Consider the following 17,308-nt stretch of genomic DNA (forward strand, 5'->3'; position numbering starts at 1 on the left):
CACAATTATTTAAAGGGCTACTGTGACCCCACGATTATTTAATATACCATTATATTTGGCCTTGTTTTTTTTGCCTAGTAAGAAAAATTAAAAAAGAGTAACCGGTTACGAAAAATGATTGACAAAGGAATAGGAGTGGGAGTATGATGAATGTGTCAAGAAAAGTAACCGGTAACATAACCGGTTATGTAAGTGGATTTTGACAGAAAAAGGTACTTTATTTTTTAAAAGTAAAAGTAACCGGTTAAGATGAAGGGAGAAAGTGAATGAAGAAGAAAATCTTGTCATTCGCCCTAGCAGGGAGTTTGATGCTTGGGTTAACTGGCTGTGGTCATAAGTCAGATCCAAAGCCAGGAAGCAAAAAAGGGTATGATGAAGGTGAACAGTATGTTTCAATTTGGGTCCATTCGATTGAAGATACTGATGAAGGCAGAGCATACCGTCAAAGTGTAAATGCCTTCAACAAAAAGTATAATGGGAAATACTTTGCGGACATTGAATTCATCCCACGTAATGATAGTGGAGGAGGTTACACAGATAAGATCAATGCATCTGTTATGTCCGGAGGATTACCTGATGTATTAACAGTAGATGGTCCAAACATTTCCTCTTATGCGCATAATAATATCATTGCGCCATTAGTCGATGTCACTAAGAGTGATAAAGACCAATATCTTAAATCTATTATTGAACAGGGAACGGTTGATGGAAAGCTTTATGCCTTAGGGGCTATGGAATCATCTGTTGGCCTTTATTACAACAAAGATATTCTTGATAAAGCAGGCGTAAGTGTTCCTGATCAAGATCATCCATGGACATTTAGCGAATTCTTAAACGTATTGGAAAAAGTCAAGAAAGTCACTGATCAAAGTAAGGGCTATCCTCTTGATATGACATTCCCAACAGGTGAAGCAACAATCTATTACTATGCACCATTCTTCTGGAGCAATGGAGGAAATCTTGTTTCCAAGGATGGACTTAAAGTCGATGGCATCTTTAATTCAGAGAAGAATAAAGAAACGGTTGAATACTTTAAAAAGCTACGTGACAATGGCTATATGTCAAAAGTCGCAATCGCCAATCTCTTTGAAGAAGGACGTGCAGCCTTTAAGTTTGATGGTGCCTGGGAAGTGAATACTGTCAGAACACAATATAAAAAATTAAAACTTGGCATCGCCCCATATATCGTAGGAGATAGTTGGAATCATACACCATATACACCTACAGGCTCATGGGCCTTTGCGATGAGTTCTAAAGCGAAAAACAAAGTTGCAGCTTCGACGCTTGTGAAATATATGAGTGGTGAAGAAAGTGGTCTAAGACTCTATAAAATGACAAAGTCCTTCCCATCGACATATAAAGCTTTTGAATCAGTACCTGATTTTACAGAAGATCCACTCTATTCAAAACTCTATTACCAATTAAAAACATATGGTCATCCAAGACCAAAAACGCCAGTCTATCCACAGGTGAGTACAAGCTTCCAGCAGGTACTAGAAAACACTGTCTTATCTGGTGAAGATGTAAAAACACAGCAGAATCGTGCTGTAGAAAGGATAAACGCCAAAATGAAGCGTTATACAATGTAGTATGAATAAAAAAAGAGAATCTATTATGGGCATGAGCTTCTTTGGCCCAGCCTTGGTCTTATTATGCGTATTCCTTTTTATTCCAATGATCCTTACTTTGATATTTAGTTTTACGGATTTCTTTGCCTTGAATCCATCATTGACTCATTTTACTGGCTTAAGTAACTATTTCTCGATATTCAAAGATGAGGACTTTAGACTTGCTTTCTTTAATACTTGGAAGTTTGTCTTGATTATTGTCCCAGTGCAAGGACTAGGTGCACTGGGCTTGGCATTGCTTATCAACAAGGTCTCGCATTTTAAAGGATATTTTAAAGTTGCCTTCTTCTTACCTGTTGTAATGTCTTTAGCTGTTGTTTCCACTTTATGGATTCAAATCTTCTCACCTGAAGGTATTCTTAATACCTTACTCGCCCATCTCGGTATTGCCGCTCAGCCATTTATTAATAGCTCATCCCAGGCGCTTCCTTCTATTGCCCTGATGAGTGCATGGCAGGGTGTGGGCATGCAGATGATTATTTTCTTAGGTGGCATTCAGGGCATTAATCCTGCATTATATGAAGCTGCTGAATTGGATCATGCCAGCGCTTGGCAGAAATTCAAAGATATCACGCTACCAGAACTTAAGCCATTATGTGTCTTCGTCTTCATCACCATCACGATTGGCGCCTTTAGAATGTTGGTACAGCCAATGATCATGACTGGTGGTGGTCCTTCACATTCAACATATACAATGGTTTATGATATTTATGAAACAGGTACAGTGAACTGGGAGCTTGGCATGGCAAGTACAATGGCGATTGTCTTTGCGATATTTGTCATGATCCTTACTGTCATTCAGACAATCATTACAAGAAATAAGGAGGACAAGTAGGATGAAAACACGTAAACAGAAAATACTGAACTGGATACTGATTATTGTCATGGCTGCTTTCTCCCTCTTATTCCTCTTTCCATTGATCTGGATGATCTTCAATTCCTTTAAAGGTGATGCAGCTATTGCTCATGATTTACATTCCTTTGCGGCATTCTTGCCACCAGCCTTATCAAAAGGCTTCTTCCATAACTATACACAGATATTATTCCATACTGACTTCTTAAGATATTTAGTGAATACTGTCTTCTATGCCATCATTATGGTGGTATTGGGAATTATTGTGAATGGATTAGCGGGATATGCCTTAGCTAAGATCAATTTCCCATTTAGAGATCGCTGGCTCTTAATCATCATGCTTTTGATGATTGTCCCAATGGAATCCATTATCACAATTCACTTCTTCTTTATTGCCAAGCTAGGTTTATTGAATACAGTTATTGGTCTTGTCTTACCAGGGATTGTCAATCCATTTAATATCTTTCTATTTAGACAGGTCTTTATTTCATTGCCAGATGATATCTGGGAAGCAGCCCAGCTCGATTATTGCTCACCTATTAAATACTTCTTCACAATGGTTTTACCAATGGCGAAGTCAGCAGTGGCAACTGTGGGCGTCCTGACATTCTTAGGTGTATGGAATGATTATCTTTGGCCATCACTCGTATTTACATCAAATCGATTATTAACAGTACAAATTGGCTTGAATGCAATCACTGCGAATGAAAACACAACAATGGGCATGAAGCTAGCCGTTATTACATTAGTGACAATCCCAGTTATTATTATGTATGCATTATTCTCAAAACAGATCGTCGAAGGCGTTGTTTCTACAGGCGGTAAGGAGGGCTAAACAATGAGTTTTGTTGAATTAAGAAATATTTGTAAAAAATATAAAGGTAATGAACGTTATTCTGTTGAAAACTTTAACTTGGAAATTGAACCACATGAATTTATCGCCTTTGTTGGGCCATCTGGATGTGGTAAATCTACAACACTTAGAATGATTGCTGGATTTGAAGAAATCACTTCCGGTGATCTCTTTATCGAACGCAAGCGCATGAATGAAGTTGCACCTAGAGATCGTGGTATCTCCATGGTCTTCCAGAACTATGCTTTATATCCACATATGACTGTTGAAAAGAATATTGCTTATGGCTTACAGAATATGAAAGTTCCTAAAGATGAAATCAAGAAAAAGGTTGATTATGCCATCAATATGCTTGGCTTAGAGGAATATCGCAAGAGAAAGCCTAAGAACTTATCCGGTGGCCAGAGACAGCGTGTCGCTTTAGGTAGAGCCATCGTCAAGAATCAGAAGCTTTTCTTAATGGATGAACCTCTTTCAAACCTTGATGCCAAGTTAAGAGTCTCTATGCGTACTGAAATCTCAAGAATTCATCGTGAGATTGGGGCCACAACCATCTATGTCACACATGACCAGGTTGAAGCCATGACAATGGCTGATCGTATTGTCATTATGAAAGATGGTATTGTCCAGCAGGTAGGTAAGCCTATGGATCTCTATGATCATCCTGTTAATAAGTTTGTTGCTGGCTTTATTGGTTCACCTCAGATGAATTTCTTTGATGTTGTTGTTGATGGTGATAAACTGACATTTAGTGATGGTGCTTCAATGACATTGCCTGATCGTATTGCTTCAAAGCTTTCATGCCACAACAAGAAACTTATTCTTGGTATTCGTGGCGAAGATATTAAGGTTGATAATCTCGCTCTTGATACATTTAAGAATAACATTCTTCAGGCAAAAATTAATGATACAGAAATTATGGGTAATGACAATAACTTGTATTTCACATTCGGCAATACTAATGCCGTTGCCCGTGTATCTAAGTATGATGTCAAAGAGATTGGTGAGACATTAAGTTTCATTTTTGAAACACATCATCTTCATTTCTTTGATCCAGATACAGAAAACGCATTATTATAAGAGGTTAATATGACACAGTTAGAAAAAGCGAATCAGTATATTAAAGAAAACAAAGTTGATTACAAAGAACGTCCAGCTTTTCATGTCAGTGCTCCTGTAGGATGGATCAATGACCCAAATGGGTTTTCCATCTATCAGAACACAGCACATCTTTTCTTCCAGTTCTATCCCTATGACAGTGTCTGGGGACCAATGCATTGGGGGCATGTGAAAAGTGATGATTTCATCAAATGGGAAGATCTGCCAACAGCTCTTGCCCCTGATCAATCCTATGATGCTGAAGGATGCTTTAGCGGTTCAGCCATCGCAACAAGTGAAGGACATGCTTTGCTTTATACGGGTGTAATGAAAAAAGATAACAATGTTTATCAAAATCAATGTTTAGCCATTGGTGATGGGGTTCATTATAAAAAGTACGATCAGAATCCTGTTGTTGATGGTTCATTGTTACCAGATGGCTGTTCGCGTGAAGACTTTAGAGATCCTAAAGTATGGCGAGAGGATGATGCCTATTATATGGTTGTGGGCAATCATACTGATGACCATATTGGTCAGGTTGTTCTCTTTAGCTCAGAGGATCTCTGTCATTGGAAATTTGAATCTGTTCTTGCGAAAGATCAGGAAGGCAATCTTGGTGCCGTATGGGAATGTCCTGACTTCTTCAAGCTTGATGGTGAACAAATCTTGATTGTCTCACCTCAGGATATGTGTGAAAGCGATGCATTTCATAATGGCAATAATGCCATCTATCTTACAGGAACATATGATAACAAGACGCATATCTTTGATTACCAGCAAGCAAGAGCCATTGATGATGGCATAGACTTCTATGCCCCACAAACTCTAGAGGCGCCTGATGGAAGACGTATCATGGTTGCCTGGATGCAATCATGGGATAATTTCATTAAACCAGTGCATCAGAAGTGGGCCAATATGATGACTTTGCCTAGAGAATTATCGATGAAAGATGGCCATCTTATCCAACAGCCTGTTTGTGAACTCAATCAGTATCATACAAACCATGTGAGCTATGATCACTATCACTTCACAAATGAAATCACATTACCAGGCATCTCTGGACGTATGATTGATTTAACAGTGACCATTCACTCACAAAACTATCATGAATGCACGATTTCTTTCGCCAGAAATGATAAGTACCACGTTGATTTCTCCTACAATAAATATAAGAATATCTTGGAGCTTGACCGCAGTCATTGTGGCATGATCAGAGATTGTGTCGCAATCAGACGTAAGAAGCTCCGCTATGTGCATGATGAACTCAAAATGCGTATTATTCTCGATCGTTTTAGTGCTGAAATATTTATTAATGATGGTGAGCAAGTCTTTTCGACAACCTTCTATACTCCACTTGATGCAAAAGATATTACCTTTAGCTCACCTGATGACTTGATTATTTCAGTTGATCAATACGATATCGTTCTATAATAGGGAATGAGACCTCCCAATTATTCCTAAAAAAACAACACATCATTGATGTGTTGTTTTTCTTATCATCAGGGTTGGTTCAACACGCTGATAGGTATGTTGAACGACTTTGTTTTGTTTTGTGGCTTCAATTTCTTTGATGATGATTTCCATTGCCCCAATGGCTAAGCCTTTAATATCCTGATGGATTGTTGTAATAGGAATAATGGCTTCACGGGAGATAGAAGAATCATCGAAACCAACAATATTATAGTCATGAGGCAGATGACCATAATGGCGATAAATGATATTGAGGAGGATATTGGCATGGGTGTCATTACAGACAAAAATACCTTTTCTCTTACCTTTATAGAGCCTTTCAAAATCCTCAAATAATGATGTATAGATGGCATTCATTTCTTCAAAGCCATTTCCTAAGTCCTGCAATCTTAAATCATAAGGGAGATTGTTTGCCTGGCATTGATCAAGAAAGCCTTTTGTACGATAATAATCCGGATTATTTTCTGTGAGTTTACTGTTGATGTGGATATAAATATCGTTGTTGATATCCATCAGGTGTTTAGTTGCAAGAAGGGCACCACTGTAGTTATTTGTTGTGACACCAGAAACATATTGTGATTCACGTTCAATAGTAACAATCGGAATAGGATAGTGACTGAGCACTTCGGAATGCGGAAAGTGTGAAATCATAATCAGCCCTTCAATATTATAAGCCATCAGTTCATCAATATACTGAAGTTCTTTAGCTTGATCATTCTGGCTTTCAAAGACAAGAAACTTATAACCAAAAGTATCATATGTCGAGATGATCTGGCTTAATAATTCAGCATAATAGTGCATGCTTAAATTAGGAACAATGATCCCGATGAATTCTGTCTTGCCATTAGCGAGAACTTTTGCCAGCTTGTTTTCATGATAGTCAAGGGCTTGCAAGGCTTCTTCGATGATTTTCTTGTTTTCGTCTGTAACAGTTTCAGGATGATTGAAGTATCTTGAAATGGTTGTTTTAGAAAAGTGTGTATATTCTGCAATATCACTAAAAGTGACTTTCTTTTTCTTATTCTCCATAATAACCTGTCATTCCTTTCTAAATGTGCTAATAGGTATCTATATCTCGGTATTTATAGGTATTCTTGCTTCATTTGTGCTTATTATATAAAAGGTAACCGGTTATAGCAACTACAACTCAGCTTTTTATATGATTGTGGCAGTTGATTTTTAGAGCTTGATTTTATATAATAACGTGGTAAATCGTTGAGAAAGATTAAATTCTTAAAGGCTTTAAGAGAGAAGATGGCTGGTGAAAATCTTCAGTCGATAAGAGTGGGCTCCTTTCGAGAGTGATGCAAACATCAACGTCTAACTCGCGTTAAGAGTCTTAGAGGCAGTAGAAATACTGTAAACAAGGATGGTACCACGATAAAGTCGTTCCTTATAGGAGCGGCTTTTTTTATTTGAGGAGGACTTATGAAAAAACTAACTGGTAATCAGACAAGACAAATGTTCCTTGATTATTTTAAAAGTCAAGGTCATATGATTGAACCTGGGGCAAGCTTAATTCCCCATAATGATCCAACATTACTCTGGATCAATGCAGGTGTTGCAGCTTTAAAGAAATACTTTGATGGAACAGAAAAGCCTGCTAGCAATCGTATTGCGAATGCGCAGAAATCTATTCGTACAAATGATATTGAGAATGTTGGTAAGACAGCAAGACATCATACATTCTTTGAAATGCTTGGTAATTTCTCAATTGGTGATTATTTCAAAAGAGAAGCAATTCACTTTGCCTGGGAATTCTTAACTGGGGAAGAGTGGATCAATATGGATAAGGATAAGCTTTATGTGACTGTTTATACGGATGATGAAGATGCTTATCGTATCTGGACAGAAGAATGTGGTGTTGATCCATCACATATGTGGAAAACAGATGATAACTTCTGGGAAATTGGTGAAGGTCCTGGTGGTCCTGACTCAGAAATCTTCTATGACCGTGGGGAAGCCTTCGATCCAGATCATATTGGTATTCGTTTATTGCATGAAGACTTAGAAAATGACCGTTATGTTGAAGTATGGAATATCGTTTTCTCGCAGTTTGACTGTAATCCGGCTATTCCTAGAAGCGAATATAAAGAATTGCCACATAAGAATATTGATACTGGTATGGGTCTAGAAAGACTTGTTTCTATTATACAGGGTGGTGAAACAAACTTCGATACAGACTTATTCCTGCCAATCATTCATGCAACAGAAAAAATGTGCGATGTCAAGTATGAAGATAACAAGATGGCTTATCGTGTTATTGCCGATCATATTCGTACAGTAACATTTGCCTTAAGTGATGGAGCAATGTTTGATAAGGCTGGACGTGGTTATGTCCTTCGCCGTATCTTAAGAAGAGCTGTACGTTATGGTAGAAATCTAGGTATTGATCATGCTTTCTTATATGAACTTGTGGATGTTGTTGTGGATATCATGAAGGAATTCTATGACTATTTACCTGAAAAGGCTGAATTCGTCAAAGCAGCTGTTAAGAAGGAAGAAGAAGCTTTCGCCAAGACATTAACACAGGGTGAAAAGCGTATTCAGGCCTTCATGGATCAGGCTGAGGAAAAGCTTGTTGATGGTAAGACAGCCTTCATGCTTTATGACACATATGGCTTCCCAGTTGAACTGACAACAGAAATTGCGGAAGAAAAAGGCTTTGCGGTTGACTTAGAAGGCTTCCAGGAAGAAATGCGTCTCCAGCAGGAAAGAGCAAGAAATGCCCGCGGTGATTTAGAGTCATTCGCTTCACAGAAAGCTGACTTAATGGACTTTACAGCACCATCATCATTTACTTATGATGATGCCCCATTAACAGCCAAGGTTATTGGTGTCTTTGAAAATGGTGTGAAATGTGATGAGATTACATCAAAAGGTGAAGTCATCTTTGATCAAACAAGCTTCTATGGCGAAATGGGTGGTCAGGTTGGCGACACTGGTGCTGTGGAAAATGAAAAGACATATGCCCTCGTAACTGATACCAAGAATGCTCCAAATGGTCAGCATCTGCATTTTGTCTCAGTTGAAAAAGGAACAATTCGCGTTGGTGACACATTCACATTAAAGGTAGATCAGAATAAACGTGCATTAATTGAAAACAATCACTCAGCAACACACTTACTGGATGCAGCCTTAAAGAAGGTCTTAGGGGAACATGTTGCTCAGGCTGGTAGCTATGTGGATAGTGAACGTTTAAGATTCGACTTCACGCATCCTGCTAAAATGACAGAAGAAGAACTTAAGGAAGTTGAAGCTTTAATTAATAAAGAAATCTTTGCCGGCATTCCTGTAGAAACAGAAATCATGCCTAAGGATGAAGCATTAAAGAAGGGTGCTACAGCTTTATTTGATGAAAAATATGGTGATGAAGTACGTGTTGTTTCGATGGCGGACTTCTCGATTGAATTATGTGGTGGCTGCCATGTTAAGAATACAAGCCATATTGGTCTCTTCAAGATTCTTATGGAAACATCAGTTGGTTCCGGGGTCAGAAGAATTGAAGCAGTGACTTCAACAGCTGCCTATGATGCCCTTAAGCAGGAAGAAGAAACAGTCACTAAGATTGCGGAAGTCTTGAAGCTAAAAAATAGAGCTACAACACTAGAAAAAGTAGAAGAACTGGCAGCACATTATGCTTCAGCTCAAAAAGAAATCGAAAAGCTTACAGCTAAGCTCAATAGCCTAGAAGCAAAGGCGAAAGCTAATGATGTTGAAGAAGTCAATGGCAAGAAGTTCCTCTATGTTCATGTGGAAAAGAATCCAAAGGATGCTAAGCAGTCATGCTTCGATTATCGTGATAGCTTAGGTAGTGGTGTTGTCTTAATGACATCGACATTTGAAGGTAAGAATAGCTATTATGTAGGTGTTACAAAGGATTTAATTAAAGATATTAAAGCTGGTGATTTAGTTAAAGCTATTAACCCAATTATGAATGGCCGTGGTGGCGGTAAGCCAGATATGGCCCAGGGTGGCTGTGAGAATTTAGATCGAATTAATGAAGCTGTTGAATTGATTAAATCTAAAATGTAAAATCCTAGTATTTTCTTTAGAATTAGTATAAAATGTGGTATAGGTAAAACAAGAGGAGTTGATTATATGGGAAAAGATTTTACACAGACAAGAGTCTTTAATTCAGAAGAATTGAAGCGCGAAGTGATTCATTCCAATCTGAATACAGTAGCCCAGGCACTAGAAGAAAGAGGATATAACCCAGTTCATCAGATTGCAGGTTATCTTATCTCTAACGATCCAGCCTATATCTCTTCTCACAAGAATGCACGTTCCATCATCCAGCAAATCGATCGTGATGAAATTATTGAAGAACTTGTCAAGTTCTATTTGGAGTCAGAATAATGGAAAAGATTCTTGGTTTGGACTTAGGCTCACGTACATGTGGCATTGCGATGAGTGATGCCTTAGGTATGCTTGCGCATGGAGTGGAAACATATCGCTTCCCGCAGCCTAATGCCTATAAGAATTGTGCGAAACATATCAAAGAAATCGTAGAAGCAAACAATATTCATACGATTGTTCTTGGCTTACCAAAGCACATGAATGGAGATCTGGGAGAACGTGCCCAGATTTCCGTTGATTTTAAAAAACGCCTCGAAGATATGATGGATGTAGAAGTTATTCTAGAAGACGAACGTTTGACGACAGTCATTGCCACAAATAATTTATTATTTGGTGATGTCTCACGTAAAAAACGTAAACAAGTTGTTGATAAGATGGCTGCTGTTGAGATTCTTCAAGGTTACTTAGATCGTAATAGGAAGTGAGAGAAATGCACTTTAACTTCTATGATGCGTCTCACCAATTACATCATTGTTCCATTTTGGTGAAACATGATATGGGTGATAAGCACTATATTCTATTTATGGATGAGAAGAATGGGGATGAAGTCATTTCTGCAAGAATAGATGACGAAGGTCATCTTTTTCCTTTGACGAACGAAGAAATGAATGAAATGCAGGATATCTTTGCACGCTATTTACACCAAGATGAAAAAACGACTGATCATTGTCAGAACTGTGTCTGTGATGGTCAGGAGTGTCCAAGCTGTGAAGATTGCCCCCATGCATCATTCTAGAAAGAGGAGAATACAATGGGACTTTTTAATCGTACAAAAACTGTTGATATCTTTTTTATTGGCTGTGATGGGACAGAAGTGGATCGTGGCATTTATGCATTTTATTTAAATGTCAATAATGGCGAACTCATCAAGAAGTCTTTTGTCAAGAGCTTAGCCAATCCAATTGCCCTCTCAAGAGCCGGACGCTGGATGTATATAACTTATCGAAATGGTACGGGCGCCCTGACGGATGGTGGCGTCTGGCAATATGCCTGCATGGAACTTCAGCTAGGCTTAGCTGCCCGTGTCCATAATGAAGGCAAAACATATACTCAGGTGGTTGTTTCTCCAGATAAGACACATGCCTATGCGATTGATTACTATAATGGTGAAATCATCACCATGCCTATTTTAAAAAGCAAGCTTGTGCGTGTGAGTGAAACGAAGAAGCTTGAAGGCAAGGGTGTTGATCCTATCAAGCAGACAGAAAGTCATCCTTCCCAGATCTTCTTTACACCGGATGAGAAATATGTTGTTGTACTCGATATGGGTGGTGACATGATTCATGTCTATACGCTTAATGAAAAAGGCTATCTACAAGAAGATCTTGAGCGCACATTCAAGACAAGTCCAGGAACTGGACCACGCAAGATGATCTTCTCTCATGACAAGAAATTTGCTTACTGCATTAATGAGATTTCTTCAACCATCGCCACATATGCCTATCAGGATGGTCATTTCACACTATTAGAAGAAAAGCTTACTTATATTAAAGAAGACTTTGAAGGTGTCAATGTACCTACTGATTTCGTAATGACGGATGATAATCAATATATCGCTGTAACAAATAAGGGTGATGATACGATCGTTCTCTTTGAAAGAGGGGATGATGGCTTATTAAAGCGTAAGGATCTTATTGAGACAGATGCTGGACCAGTAGCCTTAGAAATCTTTAGAGACCGCTGGCTTGTCGTTGTCAGCAAGCAGGGTGGCAGTGTGGAAAGCTTTGAAATCAGGAAAAATGAAAAGCGTGGTATTCTTTTTGAAACACATTCAGCCTATGCCCTCCATGCTCCTACATGTATAGCCAAGGGAGCAGAAAATTTAAGAGTTGTCTAAGACGGAGAAATCCGTCTTTTCTTGAGGAAAAAATGAGGACAAATCAAAAGAATATGCTATAATCGGATAGCGAGAAGATGATTCTAGAGGAGAAATAAAATGAAGAAAGTCACAAAAATAGCCATCACAATCATTCTTGTTATTGTCATTGCTTTAGCTGGCAGTGTGCTCTTTTATAAGACTGGCATTCAGGCAGTCACAAACAAAAGCAAGAATGTTATTGTTGAAGTAAAGAAGGGGACAAATGCGTCAACTGTACTCAATGAACTTGATGCCAAAGGTCTCTTGAAGAATAAAATCGCTGCGAAGCTCTATGTGCGCGTAGAAAAACCTGAGCTTAAAAGCAATTCCTACCGCCTCAATACCAACATGGATCTCAAAAAGATCTTTAAGATTCTTTCCACTGGAGATAAGAAATATATTGCCAATGGTGTCCTAACAATCACTGAAGGGGAGACAATCCCCCAGATTGCTTCAAAGGTGGCTAAGCTGCTTAAAACAGACAAGACAACCATCCTTAATCAATGGAAGGATACCAACTATCTGAAGACGCTTGCCGCTAAATATTGGTTTATTAATGAAGCTGATATTACAAACCCTTCACTACTTTATCCATTAGAAGGCTATCTCTATCCTGAAACATATTATATCAATGCTTCAAAGCCTACTTTAGATGAAATCACTACAAAGATGCTTGATACAATGGATCAGCATTTACCAGTCTATAAAGATCAGATTGCCAAGAGTGGCTTTACAATGCATCAGTTCTTGACGCTTTCTTCAATTGTTGAAAAAGAAACCCTCTATGAAAAAGATATTAGTCCTATTGCCGGTGTCTTCATCAACCGTCTCAATAAGAATATGCCTTTAGGTTCAGATATTACTGTCAACTATGCCTTGGGTCGTACAGGGGTTAAGGTGACAAGCGAGATGCTCAAAACACCTTCACCATACAACACCTATATCAATAAAGGCTTGCCGGTTGGTCCCGTTGCAAGTGTTCAGGATAAAACAATCAAAGGTGTTCTTAACTATACGAAGAGCGACTATCTCTACTTCTTTGCGAAGAAAGATGGCACTGTTGTTTATAGTAAGACTTATCAGGAACACCAGGAAGCAATAAAGAAATATAAGTGGTATTAAGATGAAATATTTAGAAGAATTAGAACAATCAGCATTAGACCGTGATATCCCCATCATGCAAAGAGCAGGTCTTGAAGAACTAATTGGTGAGCTCATCAAGCGTCAGTCTTCAAGTGTTCTTGAGATTGGTTCAGCAGTTGGCTATTCAGCTTTAATGATGGTCAATAATGTTGATCATTTAACGGTGGAAACTATTGAACGTGATGATGAACGCTATAGAGAAGCTTATCAAAATATCCATGACTATCATCAGGAAGAACGTATTATTGTTCATCATGATGATGCATTGTTGATGGATACAGCAACATTAAAAGCTGCACCTTATGACTGTCTTTTCATTGATGCAGCCAAAGCACAATATCAGAAATTCTTTGAGAAATATATTCCCTATGTTAAGAAGGATGGTTTTGTGTTTGTTGATAATTTAGATTTTCATGGCATGATCTATGATATTGATCATATTAGAAATAGAAATACAAGAGCCTTAGTGCGCAAGATTAAACGTTTTAGAGACTGGATTAAGAATAATGATCTCTATGATGTTGAATATCGCGAGATCGGTGATGGTATTTGTATTATTACAAGAAAGGATTTTGAATGAAACTAGCATTACATATAACCAATTGTGATTACTTAAGTGATTATCTTGATATGGGTGTGGAGATGTTTATTGTGGCTGGAGAATATGGAACCTATACAACAGAACATTTCTCTCTTGCAGAAATTGCAGCACTCACCAAGCGTGTGAAGCATCTCTATGTGATGGTGAATGGCTTATATGATGAACATGAATTAGAAGGCTTATTTGCCCATATTGATGCCCTGGCAGAATTGTCAGTAGAGGGCATAATATTCCAGGATTTTGGGGTATTAGAATATGTGCGTGAAAAGGGCTATCATTTCGATATGATGTATAATCCAGAAACACTCAATACCAATCCCAACACCCTAAATACTCTAGCTACAACCGGTGTGACAAGTGCCTTTGTCGCCAATGTCATTCCGCTTGCTGAACAGCTTGATATTAAGCATCATACCAATATACCTTTAGTGCTGCAGATTGCCGGGGTGCAATATATGATGAGCTCTAAGCGCGCACTTATTTCCAATTATCAAGAGGCAAGTGGTCAAGAGCTCAGTCACATACCTGGCGTGCTGACAATTAAGCCACAGGGTCTTGATTTTACATGTTATGCCTATGAGGATTCACGCGGTACAACAATCTATTCCAAGACAAGATTAATGATGCTTGATTTATTAAAGCAGGTCAGAGACTTCGATTATCTTTATATTGAAACCCTCTTCATGTCACCAAGTGAAGCGATTGAAACAGTTCATGCCTATAGTGATACATTAGCTCATCTTGATGACTTATTGTATGGCAAATATGTCAAAGAATATGAGCAGCTCTTACATCAGCTCAATATTCCTATGGATCGAGGCTTTATTGATGAAGCAACAATCTATCATCTCGAAGATGTGAAACGGAGGGATGCAAGTGAAAGAAATCAGTAAAATCATTGATGGCAAGCGTGTCATCGTAAAAAAACCAGAATTATTAGCACCGGCAGGTAATTTAGAAAAATTAAAGATTGCCGTACTCTATGGTGCTGATGCCGTCTTTCTTGGGGGCAAGGAGTTCTCTTTGCGTTCAGCTGCAAGTAACTTCTCTTTAGAAGATATTCAGGAAGGCGTTGAATTTGCCCACAAGCATCATAGTGATGTGCATGTGACATGTAATATCATTCTCCATAATGATAACTTAGCGGGGATTAAGGAATACTTGCAGGCGTTAGATGATATTGGCGTTGATGCGATTATTGTTGCGGATCCCTATATCATGATGCTTGCCAAAAGTATGCATCTTTCTCTTGAAGTGCATGTCTCAACCCAGATGTCTACCCTCAATAGCTCCGCTATTCGCTTCTATCAGAATTTAGGGATGGACCGTGTTGTTTTTGGCCGGGAAACAACCTATGAAGATGTAAAGGTTATTCGTCAGAAATGTCCTGATATTGATTTGGAATATTTTATTCATGGTGCCATGTGTATTGCCTATAGTGGGCGCTGCATGCTTTCCAACTACTTCTCAAGACGTGATGCCAATAGAGGCGGATGTAATCAGAGCTGTCGCTGGAATTATGATCTCTATGAAAATGATCAGCAGGTCAATGGTGAAGGGGATGTCCCTTATACGATGGGCAGCAAGGATATGGCTTTAGTGAATCATATTCCTGAGCTTATTGAATGTGGGATTGATTCTTTTAAGATTGAAGGGCGCATGAAGTCATTGCATTATATTGCCACGGTCGTTTCTACCTATCGTAAGCTTATTGATGCTTATTGTGCAGATCCAAATCATTTTGTAATGAGTGACTGGTATGAAAAAGAACTTGAGAAATCGGCTAATCGTGCCTTCTGTACAGGCTTCTTCTACGATCATCCAACAGCTGATGAACAGCTCTACAATAACCGTGATGAACATCCTACACAGGAGTTTGTAATGCGTGTTATTGATTATGATGAAGATAAACAGATGATGAAGATTGAACAGCGTAATTATTTTAAGAAAGGTGATGAAATAGAAATATTCTCACCTCATCAATCCAATCTTTATTTCACGGTTGAGAAGATTTATAATGAGGATAATGTAGAGGTGGATGTTGCCAATCATCCCATGGAAATTCTCTATATTCCAGTTAACCAGAAAGTTTATGTAAATGATATGGGAAGGAAGGTTAGACATGAGTAATAAAGCCATTATCATTGGAATTGCCGGAGGAAGTGCTTCGGGCAAGACGACGATTGCAAGAAAGGTCTGTGAGGCTTTCAAAGGAAAGCATAAGGTCATCATTGTGAAGCAGGATGACTACTATAAGGATCAAAGTGATAAACCGATGAGTGAACGTCTTAAGACGAACTATGACCATCCTTTTGCCTTTGATACCGATTTGCTTGTAGAACAGCTCAAGCGCCTAAAAAACAAGGAACGTGTAGAAAAGCCAATCTATGACTATAGTGCGCATACAAGAAGCGATAAGACAGAAATTATTGAAGGTAGAGATGTCATTATCTTGGAAGGTATTTTTGTCCTAGCTGAAGAAGAAGTGCGCAGACAATGCGATATTCTTGTTTATGTTGATACGGATAGCGATATTCGCTTTATTCGTCGTTTAAGACGTGATATTGAAGAGAGAGGTCGTACGCTTGATAATGTCTGTCATCAGTATCTTTCAACAGTACGTCCAATGCATGAAGCTTTTATTGAACCAAGTAAGAAATATGCCCATGTCATTATTCCTAATGGCGGCGATAATGTTGTTGCCATTGACTTGTTGGTGACAAAGATTAGGTCAATTGTTGATAAATAAAAAGAAGTATGCTATATTTACAAAAGCGAGGTGAAACACATGGATAATGTAGTACAGTTAACTATCGAAGGTAAGAAAAAGCTCGAAGATGAGCGTAAAAATCTGATTGAAGTTGAGAGACCTAAAGTCATTGAAGAAATCGCATTCGCAAGAAGCCAGGGTGACTTATCAGAAAACGCTGACTACGATGCTGCTAGAGATAAACAGGCACATATTGAAGCACGTATTAAAGAAATCGAAGTCATGCTTGAAAATGCCAAGATCATCGAAAGTGCTGATATTGATAAATCAACAGTACAGATGGGTGCAATCGTGACAATCGAAAACTTAGATGAAACTAAAGAAGCCGCATATAAAATCGTTGGTTCATTTGAAACTGATCCATTCAATGGCAAGATCTCAAATGAATGTCCACTCGCCAAAGCAATCATTGGTCATGGTATTAATGAAATTGTATCTGTCGGTGTTGCTAAGCCTTACGAAGTGCGTATTAAAGCTATTTCATATGAAGCATAATGAGGAGAAATCCTCATTTTTCTTTACAGATAAATTATCATAACAAGTGCAACATATGAAAAGTTCATAGGAATTATCTATGCTACTATGTGAGTGACCAAAAAAACATAGAATGGAGATAAGCCTATGAACTATAACCATATTAACATAAATGAGCGTTCCTGCATCTATCAATTTCTC

The 17,308-nt window shown here is 38.4% G+C and carries 17 protein-coding genes and 1 other annotated feature; of the genes, 16 read left to right on the forward strand and 1 reads right to left on the reverse strand.

Annotated features, from left to right (window positions below; genetic code table 11):
* Positions 1 to 266 precede the first annotated feature (266 nt).
* Genes T529_RS0110160 through T529_RS0110180 form a run of 5 tightly spaced genes read left to right on the forward strand, consistent with a single transcriptional unit; the run spans position 267 to position 5,863 of the window.
* A complete protein-coding gene (locus tag T529_RS0110160) occupies positions 267 to 1,589 on the forward strand; it encodes a sugar ABC transporter substrate-binding protein (protein WP_033163501.1) in 1,323 nt (440 codons plus the stop codon).
* Between the two features lies 1 nt (position 1,590).
* Positions 1,591 to 2,463 carry a carbohydrate ABC transporter permease gene (locus tag T529_RS0110165; protein WP_033163502.1) on the forward strand — a complete coding sequence of 291 codons (873 nt, stop codon included), beginning with the start codon at positions 1,591 to 1,593 and terminating at the stop codon, positions 2,461 to 2,463.
* 1 nt (position 2,464) lies between these two features.
* Entirely contained in the window at positions 2,465 to 3,316 is an 852-nt protein-coding gene (locus T529_RS0110170; RefSeq protein WP_033163503.1) for a carbohydrate ABC transporter permease, read from the forward strand.
* Between the two features lie 3 nt (positions 3,317 to 3,319).
* Positions 3,320 to 4,414: an ABC transporter ATP-binding protein gene (locus T529_RS0110175; RefSeq protein WP_033163504.1), complete on the forward strand. Its 1,095-nt coding sequence runs from the start codon at positions 3,320 to 3,322 to the stop codon at positions 4,412 to 4,414.
* Between the two features lie 9 nt (positions 4,415 to 4,423).
* Complete coding sequence (locus T529_RS0110180) at positions 4,424 to 5,863, forward strand: glycoside hydrolase family 32 protein (RefSeq protein WP_033163505.1); 1,440 nt, start codon at positions 4,424 to 4,426, stop codon at positions 5,861 to 5,863.
* A gap of 42 nt (positions 5,864 to 5,905) precedes the next feature.
* Here T529_RS0110180 and T529_RS0110185 read toward each other — a convergent pair whose 3' ends face one another.
* On the reverse strand, positions 5,906 to 6,931 hold the full coding sequence (locus tag T529_RS0110185) for a LacI family DNA-binding transcriptional regulator (protein ID WP_033163506.1): 1,026 nt from the start codon (positions 6,929 to 6,931) through the stop codon (positions 5,906 to 5,908).
* Positions 6,932 to 7,108: 177 nt separating this feature from the next.
* Positions 7,109 to 7,299 (forward strand) — a binding site (T-box leader).
* 31 nt (positions 7,300 to 7,330) lie between these two features.
* Here T529_RS0110185 and alaS point away from each other — a divergent pair.
* From alaS to greA, 11 genes are all read left to right on the forward strand, one after another.
* Positions 7,331 to 9,937, forward strand: coding sequence for an alanine--tRNA ligase (gene alaS / locus T529_RS0110190; protein WP_033163507.1), 2,607 nt, complete (start codon positions 7,331 to 7,333; stop codon positions 9,935 to 9,937).
* A gap of 66 nt (positions 9,938 to 10,003) precedes the next feature.
* A complete protein-coding gene (locus T529_RS0110195; RefSeq protein ID WP_033163508.1) occupies positions 10,004 to 10,261 on the forward strand; it encodes an IreB family regulatory phosphoprotein in 258 nt (85 codons plus the stop codon).
* Positions 10,261 to 10,686: a Holliday junction resolvase RuvX gene (ruvX, locus tag T529_RS0110200; protein WP_033163509.1), complete on the forward strand. Its 426-nt coding sequence runs from the start codon at positions 10,261 to 10,263 to the stop codon at positions 10,684 to 10,686. The genes T529_RS0110195 and ruvX overlap by 1 nt, the downstream gene beginning before the upstream one ends.
* A 71-nt stretch (positions 10,687 to 10,757) precedes the next feature.
* On the forward strand, positions 10,758 to 10,997 hold the full coding sequence (locus T529_RS0110205; protein WP_162173003.1) for a hypothetical protein: 240 nt from the start codon (positions 10,758 to 10,760) through the stop codon (positions 10,995 to 10,997).
* Between the two features lie 15 nt (positions 10,998 to 11,012).
* Entirely contained in the window at positions 11,013 to 12,098 is a 1,086-nt protein-coding gene (locus T529_RS0110210; RefSeq protein WP_033163511.1) for a lactonase family protein, read from the forward strand.
* Between the two features lie 99 nt (positions 12,099 to 12,197).
* Positions 12,198 to 13,241 (forward strand): endolytic transglycosylase MltG, encoded by a 1,044-nt coding sequence (gene mltG, locus T529_RS0110215; RefSeq protein ID WP_033163512.1) that lies wholly within the window; start codon positions 12,198 to 12,200, stop codon positions 13,239 to 13,241.
* Between the two features lies 1 nt (position 13,242).
* Positions 13,243 to 13,842: an O-methyltransferase gene (locus T529_RS0110220; RefSeq protein WP_033163513.1), complete on the forward strand. Its 600-nt coding sequence runs from the start codon at positions 13,243 to 13,245 to the stop codon at positions 13,840 to 13,842.
* Positions 13,839 to 14,756: a peptidase U32 family protein gene (locus T529_RS0110225; RefSeq protein ID WP_033163514.1), complete on the forward strand. Its 918-nt coding sequence runs from the start codon at positions 13,839 to 13,841 to the stop codon at positions 14,754 to 14,756. The genes T529_RS0110220 and T529_RS0110225 overlap by 4 nt, the downstream gene beginning before the upstream one ends.
* Complete coding sequence (locus T529_RS0110230; protein ID WP_081823126.1) at positions 14,740 to 15,993, forward strand: peptidase U32 family protein; 1,254 nt, start codon at positions 14,740 to 14,742, stop codon at positions 15,991 to 15,993. The genes T529_RS0110225 and T529_RS0110230 overlap by 17 nt, the downstream gene beginning before the upstream one ends.
* The gene (gene udk, locus T529_RS0110235) at positions 15,986 to 16,612 is read left to right on the forward strand and encodes a uridine kinase (protein ID WP_033163516.1); all 627 of its coding nucleotides are present in this window, start codon (positions 15,986 to 15,988) and stop codon (positions 16,610 to 16,612) included. Before T529_RS0110230 ends, udk begins: the two co-directional genes overlap by 8 nt.
* A 39-nt stretch (positions 16,613 to 16,651) precedes the next feature.
* Positions 16,652 to 17,128, forward strand: coding sequence for a transcription elongation factor GreA (gene greA / locus T529_RS0110240; RefSeq protein WP_033163517.1), 477 nt, complete (start codon positions 16,652 to 16,654; stop codon positions 17,126 to 17,128).
* The last annotated feature ends 180 nt before the right edge of the window (positions 17,129 to 17,308 follow it).

The sequence above is a fragment of the Sharpea azabuensis DSM 18934 genome (assembly GCF_000702165.1).
Classification (GTDB): Bacteria; Bacillota_I; Bacilli_A; order Erysipelotrichales; family Coprobacillaceae; genus Sharpea; species Sharpea azabuensis.

Bases quoted from the DNA above. Each gene is read 5' to 3' on its own strand.
- greA (WP_033163517.1), top strand. From the start codon at position 16,652: ATGGATAATGTAGTACAGTTAACTATCGAAGGTAAGAAAAAGCTCGAA.
- T529_RS0110185 (WP_033163506.1), bottom strand. From the start codon at position 6,931: ATGGAGAATAAGAAAAAGAAAGTCACTTTTAGTGATATTGCAGAATAT.
- alaS (WP_033163507.1), top strand. From the start codon at position 7,331: ATGAAAAAACTAACTGGTAATCAGACAAGACAAATGTTCCTTGATTAT.
- T529_RS0110205 (WP_162173003.1), top strand. From the start codon at position 10,758: ATGGGTGATAAGCACTATATTCTATTTATGGATGAGAAGAATGGGGAT.
- ruvX (WP_033163509.1), top strand. From the start codon at position 10,261: ATGGAAAAGATTCTTGGTTTGGACTTAGGCTCACGTACATGTGGCATT.
- mltG (WP_033163512.1), top strand. From the start codon at position 12,198: ATGAAGAAAGTCACAAAAATAGCCATCACAATCATTCTTGTTATTGTC.
- T529_RS0110180 (WP_033163505.1), top strand. From the start codon at position 4,424: ATGACACAGTTAGAAAAAGCGAATCAGTATATTAAAGAAAACAAAGTT.
- T529_RS0110175 (WP_033163504.1), top strand. From the start codon at position 3,320: ATGAGTTTTGTTGAATTAAGAAATATTTGTAAAAAATATAAAGGTAAT.
- T529_RS0110160 (WP_033163501.1), top strand. From the start codon at position 267: ATGAAGAAGAAAATCTTGTCATTCGCCCTAGCAGGGAGTTTGATGCTT.
- T529_RS0110195 (WP_033163508.1), top strand. From the start codon at position 10,004: ATGGGAAAAGATTTTACACAGACAAGAGTCTTTAATTCAGAAGAATTG.
- T529_RS0110210 (WP_033163511.1), top strand. From the start codon at position 11,013: ATGGGACTTTTTAATCGTACAAAAACTGTTGATATCTTTTTTATTGGC.
- T529_RS0110165 (WP_033163502.1), top strand. From the start codon at position 1,591: ATGAATAAAAAAAGAGAATCTATTATGGGCATGAGCTTCTTTGGCCCA.
- T529_RS0110220 (WP_033163513.1), top strand. From the start codon at position 13,243: ATGAAATATTTAGAAGAATTAGAACAATCAGCATTAGACCGTGATATC.
- T529_RS0110170 (WP_033163503.1), top strand. From the start codon at position 2,465: ATGAAAACACGTAAACAGAAAATACTGAACTGGATACTGATTATTGTC.
- T529_RS0110225 (WP_033163514.1), top strand. From the start codon at position 13,839: ATGAAACTAGCATTACATATAACCAATTGTGATTACTTAAGTGATTAT.
- udk (WP_033163516.1), top strand. From the start codon at position 15,986: ATGAGTAATAAAGCCATTATCATTGGAATTGCCGGAGGAAGTGCTTCG.